16 protein-coding genes are annotated in these 20,697 nt (G+C 68.9%); 7 read left to right on the forward strand and 9 right to left on the reverse strand.

Annotated elements, in window-relative coordinates; translation table 11 throughout:
* Positions 1-181: 181 nt before the first annotated feature.
* Together CU254_RS32595 and CU254_RS32600 are read right to left on the reverse strand one after the other, a co-directional pair.
* Positions 182-3,487, reverse strand: coding sequence for a glycosyltransferase family 2 protein (locus tag CU254_RS32595; protein WP_037718337.1), 3,306 nt, complete (start codon positions 3,485-3,487; stop codon positions 182-184).
* 539 nt (positions 3,488-4,026) lie between these two features.
* Positions 4,027-4,350 (reverse strand): WhiB family transcriptional regulator, encoded by a 324-nt coding sequence (locus CU254_RS32600; RefSeq protein ID WP_037355639.1) that lies wholly within the window; start codon positions 4,348-4,350, stop codon positions 4,027-4,029.
* A gap of 223 nt (positions 4,351-4,573) precedes the next feature.
* Here CU254_RS32600 and CU254_RS32605 point away from each other — a divergent pair, with 223 nt between their 5' ends.
* Positions 4,574-5,323, forward strand: coding sequence for a site-2 protease family protein (locus tag CU254_RS32605; protein ID WP_009083052.1), 750 nt, complete (start codon positions 4,574-4,576; stop codon positions 5,321-5,323).
* A gap of 4 nt (positions 5,324-5,327) precedes the next feature.
* On the opposite strand, the gene CU254_RS32610 is transcribed toward CU254_RS32605, so the two are convergent.
* Genes CU254_RS32610 through mshB form a run of 3 tightly spaced genes read right to left on the reverse strand, consistent with a single transcriptional unit; the run spans position 5,328 to position 7,337 of the window.
* Positions 5,328-6,119 (reverse strand): hypothetical protein, encoded by a 792-nt coding sequence (locus tag CU254_RS32610; RefSeq protein ID WP_009083053.1) that lies wholly within the window; start codon positions 6,117-6,119, stop codon positions 5,328-5,330.
* Positions 6,112-6,513 (reverse strand): hypothetical protein, encoded by a 402-nt coding sequence (locus CU254_RS32615; protein ID WP_037718339.1) that lies wholly within the window; start codon positions 6,511-6,513, stop codon positions 6,112-6,114. Before CU254_RS32615 ends, CU254_RS32610 begins: the two co-directional genes overlap by 8 nt.
* Positions 6,510-7,337, reverse strand: coding sequence for an N-acetyl-1-D-myo-inositol-2-amino-2-deoxy-alpha-D-glucopyranoside deacetylase (mshB, locus tag CU254_RS32620; protein ID WP_009083056.1), 828 nt, complete (start codon positions 7,335-7,337; stop codon positions 6,510-6,512). Before mshB ends, CU254_RS32615 begins: the two co-directional genes overlap by 4 nt.
* Before the next feature lie 657 nt (positions 7,338-7,994).
* Here mshB and CU254_RS32625 point away from each other — a divergent pair.
* The 5 genes from CU254_RS32625 to CU254_RS32645 all read left to right on the forward strand — a co-directional run bounded on the left by CU254_RS32625 (position 7,995) and on the right by CU254_RS32645 (position 13,986).
* The gene (locus tag CU254_RS32625) at positions 7,995-9,743 is read left to right on the forward strand and encodes an ABC transporter family substrate-binding protein (protein WP_009083057.1); all 1,749 of its coding nucleotides are present in this window, start codon (positions 7,995-7,997) and stop codon (positions 9,741-9,743) included.
* Between the two features lie 188 nt (positions 9,744-9,931).
* Positions 9,932-10,912: an ABC transporter permease gene (locus tag CU254_RS32630; protein WP_009083059.1), complete on the forward strand. Its 981-nt coding sequence runs from the start codon at positions 9,932-9,934 to the stop codon at positions 10,910-10,912.
* On the forward strand, positions 10,905-11,864 hold the full coding sequence (locus CU254_RS32635) for an ABC transporter permease (RefSeq protein WP_009083061.1): 960 nt from the start codon (positions 10,905-10,907) through the stop codon (positions 11,862-11,864). Before CU254_RS32630 ends, CU254_RS32635 begins: the two co-directional genes overlap by 8 nt.
* Positions 11,861-12,958: an ABC transporter ATP-binding protein gene (locus CU254_RS32640; protein ID WP_009083063.1), complete on the forward strand. Its 1,098-nt coding sequence runs from the start codon at positions 11,861-11,863 to the stop codon at positions 12,956-12,958. Before CU254_RS32635 ends, CU254_RS32640 begins: the two co-directional genes overlap by 4 nt.
* Positions 12,955-13,986, forward strand: a complete 1,032-nt coding sequence (locus tag CU254_RS32645) for an ABC transporter ATP-binding protein (protein ID WP_009083066.1) — start codon at positions 12,955-12,957, stop codon at positions 13,984-13,986. Before CU254_RS32640 ends, CU254_RS32645 begins: the two co-directional genes overlap by 4 nt.
* Positions 13,987-14,064: 78 nt before the next feature.
* Here the strand turns inward: CU254_RS32645 and CU254_RS32650 are convergent, their stop codons facing one another.
* The 3 genes from CU254_RS32650 to CU254_RS32665 all read right to left on the reverse strand — a co-directional run bounded on the left by CU254_RS32650 (position 14,065) and on the right by CU254_RS32665 (position 19,128).
* Positions 14,065-15,768 carry an ABC transporter family substrate-binding protein gene (locus CU254_RS32650; protein WP_100267163.1) on the reverse strand — a complete coding sequence of 568 codons (1,704 nt, stop codon included), beginning with the start codon at positions 15,766-15,768 and terminating at the stop codon, positions 14,065-14,067.
* Between the two features lie 243 nt (positions 15,769-16,011).
* On the reverse strand, positions 16,012-17,940 hold the full coding sequence (gene typA / locus CU254_RS32655; RefSeq protein ID WP_009083070.1) for a translational GTPase TypA: 1,929 nt from the start codon (positions 17,938-17,940) through the stop codon (positions 16,012-16,014).
* 888 nt (positions 17,941-18,828) lie between these two features.
* Complete coding sequence (locus CU254_RS32665) at positions 18,829-19,128, reverse strand: YciI family protein (protein WP_009083071.1); 300 nt, start codon at positions 19,126-19,128, stop codon at positions 18,829-18,831.
* Between the two features lie 179 nt (positions 19,129-19,307).
* On the opposite strand from CU254_RS32665, the gene trpS reads away from it, so the two are divergent.
* Positions 19,308-20,273, forward strand: a complete 966-nt coding sequence (gene trpS, locus CU254_RS32670; RefSeq protein ID WP_009083072.1) for a tryptophan--tRNA ligase — start codon at positions 19,308-19,310, stop codon at positions 20,271-20,273.
* A 21-nt stretch (positions 20,274-20,294) separates the two neighbouring features.
* On the opposite strand, the gene CU254_RS32675 is transcribed toward trpS, so the two are convergent.
* A complete protein-coding gene (locus CU254_RS32675; RefSeq protein ID WP_037715561.1) occupies positions 20,295-20,696 on the reverse strand; it encodes a (deoxy)nucleoside triphosphate pyrophosphohydrolase in 402 nt (133 codons plus the stop codon).
* Position 20,697 lies beyond the last annotated feature (1 nt).

Genomic DNA, 20,697 nt, shown 5'->3' on the forward strand with positions numbered 1-20,697 from the left:
ACCATCGGGGGCACCCAGCCCTCCCCCACACCCCGATACGAAGCCTCCCTGCGGTCTGGGGGTGCTTGTCAAGGCATCTTTCCCGCCTTGACAAGCACCCCCAGACCGTCAGCACAATCAAACTTCGGGGTGCCCCACGCAACCAGGGGACGGCAATGTCGCCCGCCAGGGCGACGAGCCGTCACCCCACCCGCCTCCGCGAAGGAATCGCCGTCAACGCCGTAAACAACACCGCAGCCAGTTGCACCAACAGCAGCAACCCCCGCTCAGTCCCGGGAAACCCGACCGAAACCTCCGAAGGCTGAGCAGGCACCGACACCGCAACCTGATGCCCCCAAGCAGGCACAATCGGCACCGCCTTGCCAGCCACACTGGCCTGCCACCCAGCCTCCTGCTCAGCCGCCAGCACCAGCAACCGCCCAGTTGGCCCTTCAGAAACCCGAACCCGAACATCCGGCAGCCCCGCAGCCACCGGCGAAACCCCCGGATTAACCCCCGGCGCACCCCCGCCAGTCACCGCCTGCTTGGCCAGCTCCGGCGAGATCAACGCCACCTGGCCAGCCTTGGGCAGCAACCGCAACACCGGCCGCCCATCCGCCATCGGAGCCGCCACCGCAGCGAGATCACTGGCCGCCGCAGCAAACGCCCGAGCATCCGTCCCCAGCGGCAACACCACGTACTGCACTCCGCCGGCCGCAGCCGCCGCGAACACCCGCTTCAGCGCCGCCACATCCCCCTGCCCGAGCCCGCGCCGCCACTCAGCCAACCGCTCCGGCGTCCCCTTGACCGGCGCAAGCTCGTCGTCCCCAAAGAGCGCCAACCGCCCCCCGGTCTGCCGAACCTGCGCACCGCTGACGTCCAGCACAGACCGCCCAGTCGCAGCGACATCCGCCGCCACCTCGGGTGCCAGCTGCGGTCGCGCCGCCGCCGTCAACGGCCCTTCCGACCCAGTCGCGACCGCCCCCGCCGCCAACGCGGCCACCACCACGACTCCAGCCACCGCAAGGACCTTCGGCAGCCAAGCCGCGGGCATCGCCGCACCGCCCCGCTGCCAGGTAGCCAGCACCGCCCACAACAACCCGGCACCGATCACCAGCAATGGCACTCCGGCATACCCCGACGCGGCCGCCCCGCCCTGCATCGGCGTCAACTGGATCTGCCGCACCACCACCACGCCGATCAGCCCGAGCACCGCGAGCGCCAGCCCGCCGACCACCTGCTTCCGCGGCCGAACCACCAGCGCAACGAGCGTCGCCGCGAGCACGACCACCCCGGTCGGCCACGCCCCCGGCCCGCCCGGCGTGAGGCCAGCAAGATCGGTTGCCGACGCGGGCGCGGCCGGACCGCCGAGGCCCTGCAGCAGCAGTTCCGGATGCCGCAGCAGCACGGTCGGCCACGGCAGCAACAGAACCAGCGGCAGCAGCACCACGATCCCGACCGACGCCACCCGCCGAGCCAGCCCGGACGGCGCGGGCAACACCACGAACCCCACCAGCAGCCCCACCAGCGCAAGCCCGTGCGCGAGCGGCGAAAACGCGCCCAGCAACGCAACCCCGAACGCGGACAACGCCGAGACGTGCAACCAGCGCGTGCCGGGCCGGGTCAGCAACCGGACGATGCCCGCCACCACGAGCGGCAGCACGAGATGCACCACCACCACGTCAAGCCGCCCCTGCGCGACCGACGCGGTCGCGGCAGGCAGCAACGCGTAGGTCGCAGCAACCGCGGCACGCACCCAGCGGCGCACAGCGAGCTTGCGAGTGGCGACGTACGCGCTAAGCGCGGCGAGCGGGATGTCCCCGATGAGCAAGATCGCCACGAGCGCGGCCGGACCGCCGACGGGAGCGAAGATCGCGCCGATCGTGCCCAGCACCGGCAACGTCGCGGGAGCGGGCGCTCCGGTGCCGCCAGCGATCGGATGCCACGGCGACAGATAGGTCGACCAGATCTCGCCGAGCCCGCCGACCGGCAGCAACTGCCCGCCCCACAGGTCGAGACCGAGCCGCCCGCGGTTGAGCACCAAAGCGAGCGCGGTCAGCAGCACGACGAGCACCACTGGCGGCGCGAAGACGGTCGCGGCGAGCACGCGTCGCCGGTTGACCTCCACGAACACCAGATCCGGTTCCGGCGCGGCCGGTTCCGGGCGCGGCGACGGCGACGGATGGGCCGCGGTCTCCTCGACCGGCTCAGTGTCCTCTTCGGACACCGGCGCTTCCGGCAGCGTGACCGCGACGACCGTGCCCGGACGGCGCAGGCCGCGGCCGCGAGTGCTCAGCCCGCGCAGCGCACCGGCGGGCAGGGCGTCCGGACCGACCGGACGCGCGCCGGACGCGGCGAGCGCCTCGGGCGGGATCCACGCCGACTCCTGCTCGACGCTGTCCGGCACCGTCCCGAGTGCTACATCGCTCTGTACCCCGCGCCGGACGAGTCCAACCACTCCGGCGCTGATCGCGTTGCGCAGCCGCGTGATCCGGCTCGTGAAGAGCCCGCGGACGGTGCCCGGCCGCGGCTGCTCGCGCCGCCGTGCCCGGGCCGCGCGGAGATTTCCCTTGCCTCCGCACAGGTATCCGAGCGCGGCCAGCTCCGCGCCGGCCTCAGTGGTGCGCCGCAGCACGAAGAACACGATCGCCCGCAGCAGCAGCATGATCGGCAGCCGGACGAGCCCGAACCAGAACGAGGGGGCCGAGCAGTTCACGAGAAAGACGCGTACGCCGTGCGAACGGTTCAGCGCGGCGAGCGGACGGCCCGCGGCGTCCGGGGTGCGTTGCCCGGTGGACAGGGCGCGCGCGTGCCGGACGCGCGCGGACGGCACCGACAGCACGAGCGAGCCGGCCGCGTTGGCGCGCCAGCCGAAGTCGAGATCCTCGCGCAGCAACGAGAAGTCCTCGTCGTAGCCGCCGAGCGTGTCCCAGAGTTCCCGCTGCACCAACGATCCGGCGCTCGGGACGGCGAGGACCTCGCTGGGTTCGCCGTCCGGCGCGGCCATCTGCTGGCGGTGCCCGGACGCGTCGGTGGACAGCCCGGCCTCGACGATCAGCCGCGGATCGGTCCAGTCGGTGCCGACCGGGCCGAGCACCTTCGCGGACGGATTTTCCTCCGCGGCGCGGACAAGCTGGTCGAGGCAGTCGGGCTCGGGCGCGCAGTCGTCGTGCAGCACCCACAGCCAGGTTCCCGGGTCGCCCCACCGTTCCACCGCGTGCGCGACGGCCGCGGCGACCGCCGCCGCGAATCCGGTTTCACTCGGCAGAGTGACAACTCCGGACAGCACGGGTTCCTCGGCGGCCGCGCCCGGCTGCGCTGCGTCGGCGAGCAGTTTCGGGGTACGGTCGGTTGATCCGGTGTCCACGGCGAGCACGTGCCGCGGACGGACTGTGCTGCGCCGCAACGCGGAAAGCGCCAGCGGCAGCCATTCTTCGCCGTCGTGACAGACCACAATGGCCAGAACGGGCAACGTCCGCACAGCGGGCGGAACGACGGTGCGAGGCAAGAACGGCTCCTGCTCGGACGGAACGGTGGGTGCGGTCACCCTACGGCGTGCGCCGACGCGCGGGTACCGGCCCACGCCGCTGGCCCGGCGGATCCCACCGCGTGGACCAGCCGCGGCCGATCGGGCAGGCACAAGAGAAATTCAGCAGAAGCCGAATCAACGCACTCGCGCGAACGCCGACGTACTCGTCGGCGAATGGCTTCCCCAGCCGCGCATGGGGGACGGGCCGCGTGGCCCGTCCCCGGCAGCTTCCCCGCACGCCCAGGTTTCCGCCGCGGAAGACGAAGATCACATCGAGAACCACGGCACACCAACCGTTTTCACCGCGTTGTGAGCACCGTTGTCTCGCGAACGCCTGTGCCGGTTCTCACCACAACAGACGTTCGCCGAGTCCGCCGCGAGTCGCCCGCGCAACCCGCGCACCACGGGGGTCCGGGGGCGAGCCCCCGGGCGGGATCTGGGGGTGGCACCCCCAGGAAACACCTAACCGGCCCGTGGTCCGCGCTTTCCGCGGACACACCTCTCGGCTGAAAGGCCGGTCAGACAGCCCGTTTCTTCAGCTTGCGACGTTCCCGTTCGGACAGTCCGCCCCAGATGCCGAAGCGCTCGTCGTGCGCCAGCGCATACTCGAGACAGTCGTCCTTGACCTCGCAGCCAAGGCAAATCCGCTTGGCCTCGCGGGTCGAGCCGCCCTTCTCGGGGAAGAACGCCTCCGGGTCGGTCTGCGCGCACAGGGCGCGCTCCTGCCAGTCCTGCTCCTCGGGGACGTCGAAAAGGTCGGTCAGATCCCCGAGCTGCTGCTCCGGGTTCTCTCCCCAACCCACGACGTGCCCCCATTCCCTGTTGTCCGCTTCCAACCGCACGTCCGCCTCCTCGCTCCTACGCACTCCCCAGGCTGGCGGTGGTGAAACGACACCCGCTGCCCCCTCCGACAGCGAATGACATCACTGTGATTACACCTGTGTAGTGCGGCCAGGTCAAGCCGAGTAGCGAGTTCGGGGGATCTCTGTGCCCGGCTGCGCAAGGGGACACGCCGAAGACTTCACACCGGGCATACGGAAGACTGGTGGGGTGCAGAGATCAGCAGTGCGCCCGAGCCCGATCTTCCTCGGCATCCTCGCCGTCGCCGTCGCCGGTGGTTTCCTGGCTGCATACGGTGATTACACGAACCCCCGCGACCCGATGCTCGTCGCGGGCGTCGTGCTGCTCGTCCTTGGCGGCTGGATGGCTTCGCTGACGCTCCACGAGTTCGGGCACGCCTTCGTCGCCTTCCGCGGCGGCGATCACGAGATCGCTCACAAGGGGTACCTCTCGCTGGACGTCCGGCGCTACGCCGACCCCGTCCTCTCCTTCGTCCTGCCGCTGATCTTCTTGCTGATCGGCGGCATCCCGCTGCCCGGCGGCGCGGTGTGGATCAACCGCGGCGCGCTGCGCAACCGCGCGACCGCGTCGTGGACCTCGCTCGCGGGGCCGCTCGCCAACCTCGCCGTCGGCGCGGCGCTCTGCTTGGCGACGATGCTGATCCCGATGGCGACCGGCCTCTACTTCGCGATGTCCTACCTCGCGCTGCTGCAGATGATGACGTTCCTGATCAACATCCTGCCGGTGCCCGGACTGGACGGCTGGGGCGCGCTGGAGCCGTACCTCTCCCCGCAGGCGCGGGCGTTCGGCGCGCGGGTGCGGCCGTGGGCCCCGCTGGCGCTCTTCGCGCTGTTCTTCCTTTTCCGGCCGCTGTCGGATCTGCTCTGGACGATCGCCGGGCACATCTACGCCCCGCTCGGCGGCAACGCGCTCGCGGCCTACTTCGGACAGACCGCGTTCCTTTTCTGGCGCTGAGGGCTCAGGCCCACTCCCGGTGGGTCATGAGCCACGCGTGCGCGCGCTTCCAGACCTTCTTGAGCCCGGAGCGCTCGCCGAGGTAGTCGCCCGCCGCGCCGACCACCGGCAGCATCCCGATCAGCCGGTGGATCCAGCGGCCGCGCGGGCGCTTCTCGAGTTCGCCGGTGATCCCCCACAGCGACTTGCCGAGGTGCCAGAGCGTGCTCGCGACGGCTTTCGCGGTCACCTTGCCGTGTTTGCGGTGGGATTCGTCGAGTTCCTCGGTGAGCCGCGCGGTCTCGCTGTCCTCCGCGGACTTCGCCGACTTGTCGTGGCCCGCCCCCGCCGCGAGGTCGGGATCGATGTCCCGTTGGAACAGCACCGACGCGATCAGCCGGACGCGGCTGCCGACGTCGGTCACGCCGTACTCCCCCGCGATCGCGCACAGCACCAGCCCCTGCGACGCCGCGCCGAGGGTGTCCTGCACCGGCAGCCGGTCGGCGAGCGCGCCGCCGAGTCCGGGGATCGACGTCAGCAACGACGTGAGCCTGCCGACGCGGTTGACCCACCAGCTCGCGCGCTGGTCGATGTCCATCGCCGCCCACCCCGCGGTGCCCGGCACCTTCACCGTCGTCAGCGCGTGGAGCATCTTCTTCTTGAGCCCGGCGTCGGAGAATTCACCCTCGCCGCGCCGGGCCCGCGCCTGCAAGCCGAACGGATCGGCCTCGCGCAGCGCGTCGATCATCGGCGCGCAAGCGCGGACGAACGGTCGCAGGATCGCTACGACCTGACGGTCCGAAATGGCCTCAGACACGGGCACCTCCGTTCGCCGCGGCCCGGCCCAGCCCGCCGCCGAGGACCAGTGCGGCGGGCAGGGCACTCGCGCCGAGCAGAAGCAGCGCGCGCCAGTCCTGGACGAGCACGACGTCCCCGCCCGGACCGAACAGGCCGACCCCGAACACCACGAGTACCCACACCAGCAGCGGTACGAACGAGAGCCCCGGCCGGACGAGCTTCCCGGCGGTCAGCACGAGCCACGGCGTGGTGACGGCTCCGACGAGCGCGGTGATCGGCAGCGGCACCTCGCCCAGCGGGCCGACCCGCAGCGGGAGGAAGAACAGTTCGAGCAGTGCCAGCACGACCGCGTCGAACGCCAGCAGCACCAGCATCAGCCGCTGGTCGCGAGTGAGCGGGGCGGACACGGTCACCACCCGCCGAAGAGATCGGTCTCGGCGCCGGCGGCGTCGCCGTGGGCGAGCACGAAGTACTCGGCGGACGGGAGGGGCTGCGCGATGCTGTTGGTCAGCGCGAAGTGCGGGACCGCGCCGTCGACCACGGTCAGCTGGGTTTCGTGCGCGCGCAGTGCGGCCAGCTTCGTCTGCCGGTGCGCGGAGATGTCGACCACGGTGGTGATCTTGCCGTCCGGAGTGGACGGAAGCTCGCCGTCGGCGGCCACCCGGAACGGTGATGTTCCGTCCGCACGCAGTTCGGCGAGCCCGACGGCGAGCGCGGCCTCGGACTGGACCACGTGGAAGACGCGCTGGACCGACGGCGCGTCCGGGGCCGCCGCCATGGTGATCTCGTGCGCGCGGATGTGGTCGGGATGGCCGTAGCCGCCGAAGGAGTCGTAGGTGACGACGACCTGCGGGGCGAAGTCGTCGATGAGTTCGCGCAACTGCGCGGCCTGCTCGTCGGGCGAACCACCGGTGAAGGCCCGCGGATGCTCGGCGGACGGCGTGCCCGCCATGCCCGAATCGCGCCACCGGCCGATGCCGCCGAGGTACTCGTGCCGGGCCAGTCCGAGTGCGACAGCCGCGGCGGCCATTTCCCCGGACCGGTACCCGCCGAGCTGGTCGGCCTCTGCCGCGACCAGCTGCGCCAGCCGCGGCGGGACGATCTCGCCCTCTTCGCCGAGCGTGCAGGTCACCACGCACACCTCGGCGCCCTCGGCCGCGTACCGCGCGATGACCCCGCCGGTGGCGATGCTTTCGTCGTCCGGGTGCGCGTGGACCAACAGCAGCTTCCGCTTCACGCCCTCAGGTTAATGACCGCTGGGTCCGCGCCCGGGAGGCCGACCCCGGCGCGGCGTTCCGGAACCGGAAAACCGCAGCGTGCACGGGAAAATGCATTCGCATCCCACAAAGCCGGATCGGCGTCCCGACCCGTGGGCGTTCCCTTCCGCGGAACGTTCCGCGGTTCGGAATGCGCGGGCGAAGACGCAAGATGCTCGGAACACCCACCGAGTACCCGTCGCCTTGCGGGCGTCCATGCCCGCGCCCGGCGGCGGGCGCATTGTTTCGCTTCACGAGATCGGACCAATTTCTTGTCACTTCGGGTTCGTCCCGGCCGCGGGAGTACTCCATTAGCTGGGGTACCGCATACGGAACGGGGCGGTTATTGTCCGCCGGGCCGGTTGGCCAACCGGTCCGAACTGCCACCCGAACCGGTCCCGAATTCCCGTGATCAACTACTTAACGTAGTCGATCAAGTGCGGAAACCTCGGTGCAACCAGGGGGCACGAGATATCTGTTCCGCAACGATCTCACTGAGAGTGTCCGGATCGATAGGTTTGCCGTCTGTCCAATGCCTAAGTTTCACGGCTACGGTGAGCAACGCGATACAGATCGGTGCTTGCGCGTCAGGAAGAGCCGCCTCGCAAACCCGCGAAGGCGTCGAGCAAGGAGAATGAATGTTAGTGACGACTAGGTCGCGTGCCGCGAAACTCGGCGCGTTCGTCGCGGGCGCGGCCCTTCTGCTCTCCGCATGCGGTGGTGGCGGAGGCGGCAACAGCGCGGTGCAGACCGGGCAGGCATTCGCCGACTGCGACAAGAACCCGAACACCTGCAACGCGGCACAGGCCGATCAGCTCCAGCAGGGCGGCGACGTCACCTACGCCATCGAGAAGAACGTCCCGAACTGGAACGTCATCTCGGCCGAGGGCAACGTCTTCGAAACCGGCGAGGTCACCAAGGGCCTGCTGCCCTACACCTTCTACGCGACCCCGGACCTCAAGCCGGTCCTGAACAAGGACTTCGTCGAGTCGGCCGAGGTCACCAGCACCAGCCCGCAGACGGTGGTCTACAAGCTGAACCCGAAGGCCGTCTGGTCGGACGGCACGGCGTTCTCCGCCGACGACTTCATCTACAACTACAAGGTCCAGAACGGCAAGGACTGCCCCGACTGCGCCGCGGCCAGCACCGCGGGCTACGACCAGGTCAAGTCCGTCACCGGTTCGGACGGCGGCAAGACCGTGACGGTCGTGTTCGACAAGCCGTTCACCGACTGGAAGCTGCTCTGGAGCTCCGGCGGCGCGATGTACCCGGCGCACCTGGCCAAGGAGCACGGCGACATCAACACCCCGGCCGGCCTCGCCGCGTCGTTCAAGTGGTTCGGCACGACCGTCCCGACCTGGTCGGGCGGCCCGTGGAAGATCTCGAAGTTCGTCAACAACCAGTCGGTCACCGAGGTCCCGAACGAGAAGTACTGGGGCGCGAAGCCGCACCTGAACAGCGTGATCTTCCGCGTCATCACCGACGCGACGCAGGAGCCGACCGCGCTGCAGAACAACGAGGTGCAGGTCATCTACCCGCAGCCGCAGGTCGACCTGATCAACCAGGTCAAGCAAATGCCGAACATCTCCTCGTTCATCGGCCTCGGCCTGACCTGGGAGCACTTCGACTTCAACCTGAAGAACCCGGCGCTGTCCCAGAAGCCGCTGCGCCAGGCGCTGTTCACCGCGATCAACCGCAAGGACATGATCGCCAAGACCGTCGGCCAGTTCACCAACAAGGTCGAGCCGCTCAACAACCACAACTTCGTGCCGCAGCAGACCGGCTACAAGGACACGGTGAGCGCGACCGGCCAGGGCTCGGGTGACATCGAGAAGGCCAAGAAGATCCTGACCGACGCGGGCTACAAGCTGAACAACAACCAGCTGTCCGACCCGACCGGCAAGCCGGTCCCCGAGCTGCGCATCCGCTACACCGTCGGCAACCAGATCCGGCAGAACGAGTGCGAGCTGTTCGCGCAGACCGCGGCCCAGCTGGGCGTCAAGGTGAAGGTCCAGTCCACCGACGACCTCGGCCAGACCACCACCAGCGGCGACTACGACGTCATCGTGTTCGCGTGGGTCGCCTCGCCGTTCCCGTTCGGCGGCGCGATCCAGAACTGGGGCACCGGGCAGGGCAACAACTACGGCAAGTACAGCAGCCCGCAGGTCGACAACCTGATGGCGCAGGCCAACGCCGAGACCGACCAGACCAAGGCGGCGGACCTGCTCAACCAGGCCGACCAGATCATGTCCGAGGACGCGTACGTGCTTCCGCTGTACCAGAAGCCGACCTTCATCGCCTCGTCGGACAAGATCGCGAACATCCGCAACAACTCGACCCTCGACGGGCCGGTGTACAACATGGCGGAGTGGGGCATCCGGAAGTGATCAACGACCGGTAGATTCCCGCGGGACACCCGGTGAAGGGCCGGCCGAAGCTGCCGGCCCTTCACCGTATCCGCCCTCCAATGCCGTTTTAGTTCCCGAACGCCACGATTGCCCCGTTACGTCGCCTAGGCCCTGCCACCACGAGCGGCGGGCGATGGCAGAACACCGTCCAGAGCAGGAAGACCTCCATGCTTGCCTTCGCACTGCGCCGGCTATTCGTCTCGGTGCCGATCCTCATCTTGTCGACGTTCGTCGTCTTCGTGATGGTGTCGCTCTCGGCCAACCCGTTGACCCCGCTGATCGCGAGAAACCCGCCGCCGCCCCCTCGCACCATCGAGCTCGAACGCATCCGGCTGCATCTCGACCAGCCGATTCTCGAGCGCTACTGGCACTGGATCACCGGCGTGCTGCACGGTGATTTCGGCCCCTCGGTCCAGTCCACCATGAACATCGGCAGCGAGGTGTTCGGCCGGTTCGGCGTGACGCTGCGGCTGATCGTGCTCGCCATGGTGGTGGCGCTGATCCTCGCCGTCCTGATCGGCGTGATCAGCGCGTCGCGGCAGTACTCCAAGTTCGACTACACCGCGACCTTCTTCGGCTTCCTCTTCCTGTCGATGCCGTCGTTCTGGTTCGCGCTGGTGCTGAAGCAGATCGGCATCGGGATCAACGAGTCCGTGGGCGACCAGGTCTTCTACACCATCGGGTCCTCGTCGGTGGTCGCCTCGGGCGGGTTCTGGACCCAGTTCGGCGACGTGCTCGGCCACCTGATCCTGCCGACGATCTCGCTCGCGCTGACGAGCTACGCGGCCTGGAGCCGCTACCAGCGCGCGTCGATGCTCGAGGTGCTCAACAGCGATTACGTCCGCCTCGCCCGGGCCAAGGGCCTGCCGCGCTGGACAGTGACGCGCAAGCACGCGCTGCGCAACGCGCTCATCCCGCTGACCACGGTGACCGCACTCGACATCGGTTCGATCCTCGGCGGTGCCGTGGTCACCGAGACCGTGTTCCAATGGCAAGGCGCGGGCGCTTTCCTGCTGGACGCGATCAAGCGAAGCGACGTGTACGCGGTGGAAGCGTGGCTTCTCATCGCGGCCACGTTCATCATCCTGCTCAACTTGGTCGCCGATCTGCTCTACGGCCTGCTCGACCCGAGGATCCGCTATGCCTAACGACGCAATCCCCGGCCCGCCCACCACCCTGGGCGGCGGCCGGTTCGCTCCGGACGACCCGCAGACCCCGAAGGGCGCGCCGGAACGCGAGTTCACGGTCAAGGAACGCAGCCAGGCGCAACTGGTCTTCCGGCGGTTCCTGCAGCACCGGCTCGCGATGATCAGCCTCGTCGTGTTCGTGCTGATCATCCTGTTCGCCTACCTCGGCGCGGCGATCTGGAAGTACAACGCGGCCGACATCACCGACCAGAACTCGGCCCCGCCCTCGGGCGACCACCCGTTCGGCACCGACGCGGTCGGCCACGACACCCTCGCGCAGGTGATGCGCGGGACGCAGATCTCGCTGCAGATCTCGATCCTCGTGGCGATCTTCGCGACCGTCGTGGGCACCGTCTGGGGCGCGGTCGCCGGTTATTACCGCGGCTGGCTCGACACGGTCCTGATGCGCATCGCCGACCTCGTGCTCACGCTGCCGCTGCTCGCGGTGGCCGCGGTGCTCGGCCACCAGTCCGGCGGCACGTGGTGGCTGATCGCGGTCGTCATCGGCGGCCTGTACTGGGCGTACGTGTCCCGGGTGGCGCGCGGCGTCGTGCTTTCCTTGCGCGAGAAGGAGTTCGTCGAGGCGTCGAAGGCGCTCGGCGCGAGCGACAGCCGGATCATCTTCCGGCACCTGGTGCCCAACGCGCTCGGCGCGATCATCGTCAACCTGACGATCCTCGTGTCGATCGCCATCCTGCTCGAGACGGCGCTGTCGTTCCTCGGCTTCGGCGTGCAGCCGCCGGACACCTCGCTCGGGCTGCTCGTGAGCAGCGCGCAGACCGCGATCGACACGCGGCCGTGGCTGTTCTACTTCCCGGGCATTTTCATCATCCTGATCGCGCTGACGATCAACTTCATCGGGGACGGCCTGCGGGACGCGTTCGACCCCCAGCAGACGAAGGTGCGCGCATGACCGAGAACGGCTCGCAAGGACGCGGCGGCGATCCCGTCCTCGTCGTTGAGGACCTGACCGTGCAATTCCCGACCAGCGAGGGCGTGGTCAGCGCCGTGCGCGGCGTGAATTACCAGCTTCGCCGCGGCGAGGTGCTCGGCATCGTCGGCGAATCGGGTTCCGGCAAATCGGTGACGTCGCTCGCGGTGATGGGCCTGCTGCCGAAGACCGCGAAGGTGTCCGGCTCGATCCGGTTCGGCGGGCAGGACCTGCTGAAGTCGAACGAGAAGGAACTGAACCGGGTCCGCGGCAAGGGCATCGCGATGGTCTTCCAGGACCCGATGACCTCGCTGAACCCGGTGTACACGGTGGGCGACCAGATCGCCGAGGCGATCACCGCGCACCACGACGTGCGCAAGGACGTCGCGAAGAAGCAGGCGATCGAACTGCTCGACCTGGTCCGCATCCCGAACCCGAAGCAGCGCGCGGACGAGTATCCGCACCAGCTGTCCGGCGGCATGCGCCAGCGCGTGGTGATCGCGATCGCGATGGCCAACAACCCGGACGTGATCATCGCGGACGAGCCGACCACCGCGCTCGACGTGACGGTGCAGGCGCAGATCCTCGAAGCCCTGCAGGCCGCGCAGAAGGAAACCGGCGCGGCGATGGTGCTGATCACGCACGACCTCGGCGTGATCGCCGGCCAGGCCGACCGGGTGCACGTGATGTACGCGGGCAAGGTCGTCGAATCCGGCACGGTCGACGACATCTTCTATAACCCGCGGATGCCGTACACGCTGGGCCTGCTCGGCAGCCTGCCGCGGCTGGACGTGAAGACCGAACGGCTCACGCCGATCACCGGTTCGCCGCCCGCCACGCAGAACATGCCGCCGGGCTGCCCGTTCAGCCCGCGCTGCCCGCTGTCGCAGCCGATTTGCGACGAGGAGGAGCCCGTGCTCGTCGCGGGCCCGAACGGCCAGCACGCGGCCTGCCACTTCACCGAGCAGGTCGTCGGCAAGGACCCGGCCGAGCTGTTCAGCCCCACCTCGGCCGACGCGGCGGCCGTCCCGGTCGCCGTGGACGCCATCGCGAACGACACGGAGACGAACCGATGAGCGAGGCCACGGCGGGAAAGACGCCCGTCCTCTCCGCGCAGAACCTGGTGAAGCACTTCCCCATCCGCGGCGGCGGCATCCTGCGCCGCATTTCCGGGGCGGTGCAGGCGGTGTCGGACGTGTCGTTCGACATCTACCCGCACGAGACGCTCGCGCTGGTCGGCGAATCCGGCTGCGGCAAGTCGACCACCGCCCGCGTGGCGCTGGCGCTGCAGCCGCTCACCGGCGGCAAGGTGACCTACGAGGGCAAGGACCTCGCGACGATGGGCAAGCGCGAACTGCAGCGGCTGCGGCGCAGCATGCAGATCGTGTTCCAGGACCCGTACGCCTCGGTCGACCCGCGCCTGCCGGTGAACGAGATCATCGCCGAACCGCTGCGCATCCACGGGCTGTACGAGAACGGCGGCAAGCAGCAGGTCCGCGACTTGATGAAGACCGTCGGCCTGCGCCCGGAGCACGGCAACCGGTTCCCGCACGAGTTCTCCGGCGGGCAGCGGCAGCGCATCGGCATCGCCCGTGCGCTCGCGCTGAAGCCGAAGGTGCTGGTGCTGGACGAGCCGGTGTCCGCGCTCGACGTGTCGATCCAGGCCGGCGTGCTGAACCTGCTGAAGGATCTGCAGGCCGAACTCGGGCTGTCGTACCTGTTCGTCTCGCACGACCTTTCGGTGGTGCGGCACGTGGCGGACCGGATCGCGGTGATGTACCTCGGCAAGATCGTGGAGACCGCGCCGTCGGAGGAGCTGTTCGAGAACCCGGCGCATCCGTACACGCAGGCGCTGATCTCGGCGATCCCGGTGCCGGACCCGCGCAAGGAGCGGACGCGGCAGCGGATCGTGATCACCGGTGACGTGCCGAGCCCGGCCAACCCGCCGTCGGGCTGCCGGTTCCGCACCCGGTGCCCGAAGTTCGCGAACCAGCTGGACGACGCCGGGCGCGAGAAGTGCAAGACGGAAGAGCCCGCCTTGGTGGACCGCGGGCAGGCGCACCCGGTGGCGTGCCACTTCGCGGAAAGCCTGCAGTTGATCTGACGCTGGGTTCAGCCTGGTCCGTGAAGGGCTCCTTGAGGGAATCAGATTCCCTCAAGGAGCCCTTCACGGCTTTTCAGCTCAGGTCGCGCCGCGGGTCCAGTTCACCGCGGAGCCGAAGGGGCCCTGCATCGGCGGGCCCGGCGTCAGGCCGGAGATTCCCTTGCCGACAGCCAAAGTCTCGGCTTCCTGGAACAGCGGGATCACGACGTTCTGGGACCACAGCTGCGGTTCCAGCGTCTTGAGCGAATCGGCGACCGTCGCGGAACCAGTGAGCGCCGAGTCGATCGTCGCTTGCAGGCCCTGGTCGCACAGGCCCGCGGGATTGGCCGGCACCACCGGCTTCGTCTTGTCCACCGGCGTGGGTTCGGGCGCGCAGCCGTAGCTCGACGCGAGGACCGTCGCCGGGTCGCCGCCGACCGGTTGGCCCACGACGGCGATGTCCACGCCCACGGTGCTGTTCGAGTCCGGGCTCGCCTGCTGTTTCCCGTTCACCACCGGCATCGCCAGCAGAGACGAATACAGGTCGCGCGGCTGCGGTTTGATCTGGTTGACCTCGATGCCGCCCGCCACCAGCTCCGACGCCAGTTCCTTCGCGATCGACGCGTACGGCTCCTGCTCGCCGGGCGACGCGAGCACGATCGACAGCGTCTTGTTTCCCTTGCGCCACACGCCGGCTTCCTTCTTGTACCCGGCGGCGGTGAAGTACTGCTCGGCCTTGGTCGCGTCCGGCGCGGCGGGCGGGCCTGCCGGAATGGTGGCCGCGTAGTCCTTCGCCGAGGGCGGCAGGACCTGGGCGTCCGCCTTCAGCGCCGCGGAGGGGCCACCCTTCGCCCCGGCGGAGATCAGCTTTCCGCGGTCCAGCAGTGCGGCGATGCCCGCGCGCACCTGCGGTTCGGAAAGCGTGGCGCTCACCGGGCGCAGCAGCACCGACGCGGTCAGCGGACGCGGCACGGTGTGCAGTTTGACCGCCGAGCCCAGGTCGTTCAGCAGCTGCAGGCCGGTGGAATCGGTGCGGGTCAAGGAGAACTGGTCGTTGCCGCTGCGCAGCGCGGTCGCGATGCCGGACGCGTCCGAGCGGCGGAGGATTAAGGTGTCGACCGCGGCGGGCTTCTCCCAGTACCGGTCGTTGCGCTGGAGAGTCGCTTCGCCGCGAGCGGTGTCGATCGTCTTGATCGCGAAGGGCCCGGCTACCGCGGGGAAGCTCGTCGCGAGGGCGTTCGTCCAGCCCCCCGGCGAGTCCTTGAGCAGGTGCTGCGGCAGCAGGTTGTCGAACAGCGTCTGCCAGGCCGGGTACGGCTTGCTGAAGGTGACCTCGACGCCCTTGCCGCCGTCGCGGGATTCGATGTCCGAGATCAGCCGGTAGCCCGCCGGATCGATCACGCCGGGGTTCGTCTTCATCGCGTTGGCGAGGTAGATGAAGTCCTCGGTGGCGATCGGGGCCCCGTCGGACCACGAAGCGTCCGGGCGGATCACGTACTTCACCGTGAACGGCACCTGCGAGACGACGTCGGCCGAGACCATCAGCGTCTTGTCGAGCGTGCGCGTGCCGTCCTCGGACTGGCGGAACACCGAGGGCAGCAGGAGCTGCGACAGCGCGGTGGTGATCGTCGACGCGTCCGCGATGCTGTGCGGGTTGTAGCCGCCGACGACGTCGTCCACGCCGACCACGATCTGCGACAGCGACGCCGCGCTGGTCGTGCTCGACGGCGGGGCCGACGTGACCACCGGGGGCGGCGGGGTGTTCGAACACGCGGCGAGCAGTACTCCCGCCAGCGCCAGCACCGGCCCCAGCCGGCGTCCGAATCGCACGCTCGTCCTCCTGAAAGTTCCCGCCGCGCTCCGTCGTCCGAGCGGACATGCTGCCATGCCAGGGCGGGGGCCGGCATCGAGATTCCCACATCGGCCGCCGCCCCGTGACATCGGAGCGGGTACCGCCATAAGAGTGGACGCGCGAACCACCTCCGCGGTTCACGCGAAAGGGCGCCTCCCGGGAACGGGAGGCGCCCTTTTTCACCTGCGCGAGGTTCAGCTGTTTTCGCGGCTCTTGGCCCGCGAGCGCTCCTTGGCGCGGGTCGCGATGTCGAGAGTGACCTTGCGGACCCGGACGACCTCCGGCGCGACCTCGACGCATTCGTCGCTGGCGCAGAACTCCAGCGCCTCCTCGAGGCTCAGCTTGCGCGGCCGGGCGAGGCGCTCCAGCTCGTCCCCGGTGGACGAGCGCATGTTCGTGAGCTTCTTCTCCTTGGTGATGTTGATGTCGAGGTCCTCGAGCCGCGGGTTCTCGCCCACGACCATGCCCTCGTACACCTCGGCGCCGGGCTCGACGAAGAAGCTGCCGCGGTCCTGGAGCTGGATCATCGCGTACGCGGTGATCGGACCGGACCGGTCGGCGACCAGCGAACCGGTGTGCCGGGTGCGGATCTCGCCCGCCCACGGGAAGTAGCCCTCGAACACGTGGTTCGCGATGCCGGTGCCACGGGTTTCGGTGAGGAAGTCGGTGCGGAAGCCGATCAGGCCGCGCGAGGGCAGCACGTAGATCAGCTTGATCCGGCCGGTGCCGTTGCCGCTCATGTCCTCCATGCGGCCCTTGCGGGCGGCGAGCAGCTGCGTGATCGAGCCGAGGTGCTCCTCGGGCGAGTCGATGTACAGCCGCTCGAACGGCTCGTGCAGCTTGCCGTCGATCGTGCGCAGCACCACCTGCGGCTTGCCGACGGTCAGCTCGAAGCCCTCGCGGCGCATCTGCTCGACCAGGATGGCCAGCGCCAGCTCGCCGCGGCCCTGCACCTCCCAGGTGTCCGGGCGCTCGGTGGGCAGGACGCGGATCGAGACGTTGCCGATCAGCTCCTGGTCGAGACGGGCCTTGACCAGCCGCGCGGTGACCTTGTCGCCGCCGTTGCGCCCGGCCAGCGGCGAGGTGTTGACGCCGATGGTCATCGAGATGGCGGGCTCGTCGACGGTGATCCGCGGCAGCGCGACCGGCTCCTCGGAGTCGGCGAGGGTGTCGCCGATCGTGATGTCCGGGATGCCCGCGATCGCAACGAGGTCGCCCGCGCTGGCCTCGGTGGCCGGGACGCGGGTGAGCGCCTCGGTGACCAGCAGCTCGGAGATGCGGACGTTCTGGACCGAACCGTCCTCGCGCATCCAGGCGACGGTCTGGCCCTTGCGGAGCTTGCCGGCGTGGATGCGGATCAGCGCGATGCGGCCGAGGAAGTTCGACGCGTCGAGGTTGGTGACCAGGGCCTGCAGCGGCGCGTCCGGGTCCGCGACGGGCGGCGGGACGTGCGTGAGCAGCGTCTCGAACAGCGGGTCGAGGCTCTCGCTGTCGGGAAGGCCGCCGTCGGCGGGCTGCTCCAGCGACGCCTTGCCGGCGCGGGCCGAGGCGTAGACGACCGGGAGGTCGAGGATCGCGTCGTGGTCGGCGTCCTCGATGTCGCTCGCCAGGTCGAGCAGCAGGTCGTGGGTCTCCTCGACGACCTCGGAGATCCGGGCGTCCGGGCGGTCGACCTTGTTGACCACGAGGATCACCGGCAGCTTCGCCTCGAGCGTCTTGCGCAGCACGAAGCGGGTCTGCGGCAGCGGGCCCTCGCTCGCGTCGACCAGCAGCACGACGCCGTCGACCATGGAGAGGCCGCGCTCGACCTCGCCGCCGAAGTCGGCGTGGCCCGGGGTGTCGATCACGTTGATGGTGACCGTGCCCTCGGGGGTCTGGCGGTGGATGGAGGTGTTCTTCGCGAGAATGGTGATGCCCTTTTCCCGCTCGAGCTCGCCGGAGTCCATCACGCGGTCGACCAGCTCGGCGCGTTCGGCGAAGGCGCCGGACTGGCGGAGCATGGCGTCGACCAGGGTCGTCTTGCCGTGGTCGACGTGGGCGACGATCGCGACGTTGCGCAGGTCGGGCCGGGTCTTGCCGGACGCGCGGCCGGTTTCGACCGCGGTGGCGCTGGCTGCGGGCACGCGAAGACTCCTGAACTTCGAAGAATAAAGGCGGGTGGCGCCGCGCGGCGAACGAAGATCACGGGCACCGGGAAATGCGACCGGCTCTCGCTGACCGGCTTTGGCCACACGCGGACTTCCAACAGGATACCTGCTGGGTTCGTGTGAGGAGCGCCACGCCCTCCCGTCGGTTAGGCTCACCTAATCTTGTGGAGTTCTTTTCGCCGGGCTGAGGAGTGCGTGATGGGGAAGAAGCACGCGGATGATCCTCGGGCTGTAGTGCGGAAGATGATCAAGGCCGGCAAGGTCAAGAAGAAGTGTTGCCGGTCTGCGGATCGGTGCAAGAAGTGTCCGGTTTTGGCGTTGAAGAAGGCTCGGAAGCGGGTGGGCAAGGCTGCTTGAGGGGCCGTTTCGGCTCGTCGCCCTGGCGGGCGACATCGCCGCCTGGGTTGCGTGGGGCACCCCGAAGGTTGATTGTGCTGACGGTTCGGGGGTGCTTGTCAAGGCGGGAAAGATGCCTTGACAAGCACCCCCGAACCGCAGGGAGGCTTCGTATCGGGGTTGGGGGAGGGTCTGGGTGCCCCCGATATTTGAGTGCACTGGCTGCGGTTTTTCGCGACTCCGCGGAGTGCTGCGTTGAGCGGAGCGGCGTGCGGGGAGGGGGTAGCGGGTAGCGCCCCAATGTGGCATTGGGTGCATGCGACGCACCCAATGTGGCGTTCGGTGCGTCAGACGCACCCAATGCCACATTGGGGGATCTCGGCTGGGTCGGCGGTCGGCGGGGAGCGGTCCGTGAAGGGCTCCTTGAGGGAATCTAATTCCCTCAAGGAGCCCTTCACGTCCGGCGAGAGGGTCGTGAGGGGAAACCTGAGGGACTCAGAGTCTGTGAGGGTTCCCCTCACGGACGGCTTAGTTGTCCAGGAGTTCGTTCACCAGGTTCAGTTCCGGGGCTGTTCTGGTGGGCTGGAAGTGGATGATCTCGTAGGTGGCCAACCGGTCGACCGCGAAGGGGTCGGTGGCCAGGATCGCGTCCAGCTGTGCGCGGTCCATGGGGCGGGTGATGATGACGCCGCCGGTGCGGGGTTTCTGGCCGCCGGAGGCCAGGAAGTGGCCGTCTTCGTACTGCTTCGTCAGCCATTCTTTGTGGGCCGGGAGGGCGCGGTCGATTTCGTCTAGCGGAACGATGTACGTGAGCACGACGACGAACATGCTTCGCACCGTAGTCCGGTGCTAGGCTCGTCGCATGCGTTTCCAGAGCACTCAGTGGTGGCCGTCCGTTGGCGGCCCCTTAGCTCTGCGCTGAAAAACCCAGCGAAGGCCGCCCCGGTGGGCGGCTTTTTTCGTGCCTGCTCCCGGGGGCCTGACAACCCAAGGGAGAGGAAAATCCGATGGTCCAGCTGTCCGGCATCACTCCGTCCGGTCACGTTCAGCTCGGCAACTACCTCGGCGCGTTGCGGCGGTGGGCGGCCGACGGCGGGCCGGACGACTTGTACTTCGTGTCCGACCTTCATGCGATGACTACCGCGCACAATCCGGCCAAGTTGCGGGCGTTGGCGACTGAGCAGCTCGCCGTGCTGGTGGCCTCGGGGATCGCGCCGGAGCGGGTGTTCGTGCAATCCGATCTTGCCCGGGAACTCGGGGCGCTGACCTGGGTGCTGGAGTGCACCTGCTCTTACGGCGAGGCGGCGCGGATGATCCAGTTCAAGGAGAAATCCAAGGGGCAGGCGGGCGTTCGGCTCAGTTTGCTGACCTATCCGGTGTTGATGGCGGCGGACATCTTGTTGCAGGGCGCGGACGAGGTGCCGGTCGGGGAGGATCAGCGGCAGCATGTCGAGTTGGCGCGCACGCTTGCCCGGCGGTTCAACTCGACGTACGGCGAGGTGTTCGTCATCCCCGAGGCGACGTTGCCGCCTGCGGGGGCGCGCGTGAAGGATCTGGCTGAGCCGACCCGGAAGATGTCCAAGTCCGCCCAGGATTCCGCGGGGGTGGTGTTCGTGCTGGACGAGCCGGATCAGGTTCGGCGCAAGATTCGCAAGGCGCGCACCGACGGGGATTCGGTGCCGGTCTACGATCCGGTGAATCGGCCGGGGATCTCGAATTTGCTGGAGATCCTCGCGGCGTGCGGGGGTGGCGATCCTGCCGAGCTGGCTGAGAAGTATCCGTCGTACGGCGTGCTCAAGGACGCTGTCGCAGATGCGGTGATCGAGGAGTTGCGGCCGGTCCGGGAAGGGACGCGCGCGTTGCTCGACGACGTCGCTGAGCTGGAGCGGGTTCGCAAAGCGGGGGCCGAGCGGGCGATCGATCGCAGTGCGCACCGGGTGTCGTCGGCCTTGCGGATGGTCGGGGCGGCTTGAAGCGCCTCGTGAGTGCTGGTTCTACTCGGAATCAGCACTCACGAGGGCGTGCAGTGCGGGAAGCAGGTCCCGGTCCGCGGGCAGCCAGTCCAAATCGTCCAGTTCGTCGTGGCCGACCCAGCGCAGGGCGGTGTGTTCGACGGCGCGCGGCTCGTCGCCTGGGGACAGCAGCGCGGCGGAGTACACGCGCAGGACTTTTCCGCCCGGCAGCGGGATTTCCGGGCCGACCCGGTCGCCGACGGTGACCACCACGTCCAGTTCCTCTTGGCATTCCCTGGCCAGCGCGAAGGCCTCGGTCTCGCCCTCCTCGACGCGCCCGCCCGGCAGCTCCCACTGGCCCGCGTGATGCGGCGGCCAAGCCCGTTGCTGGGCAAGAAGCTTGCCGTCGCGCACCAGTGCCGCCCCGACGATGACCGCGTCCATG

It is taken from the genome of Amycolatopsis sp. AA4 (assembly GCF_002796545.1).
Lineage (GTDB): Bacteria > Actinomycetota > Actinomycetes > Mycobacteriales > Pseudonocardiaceae > Amycolatopsis.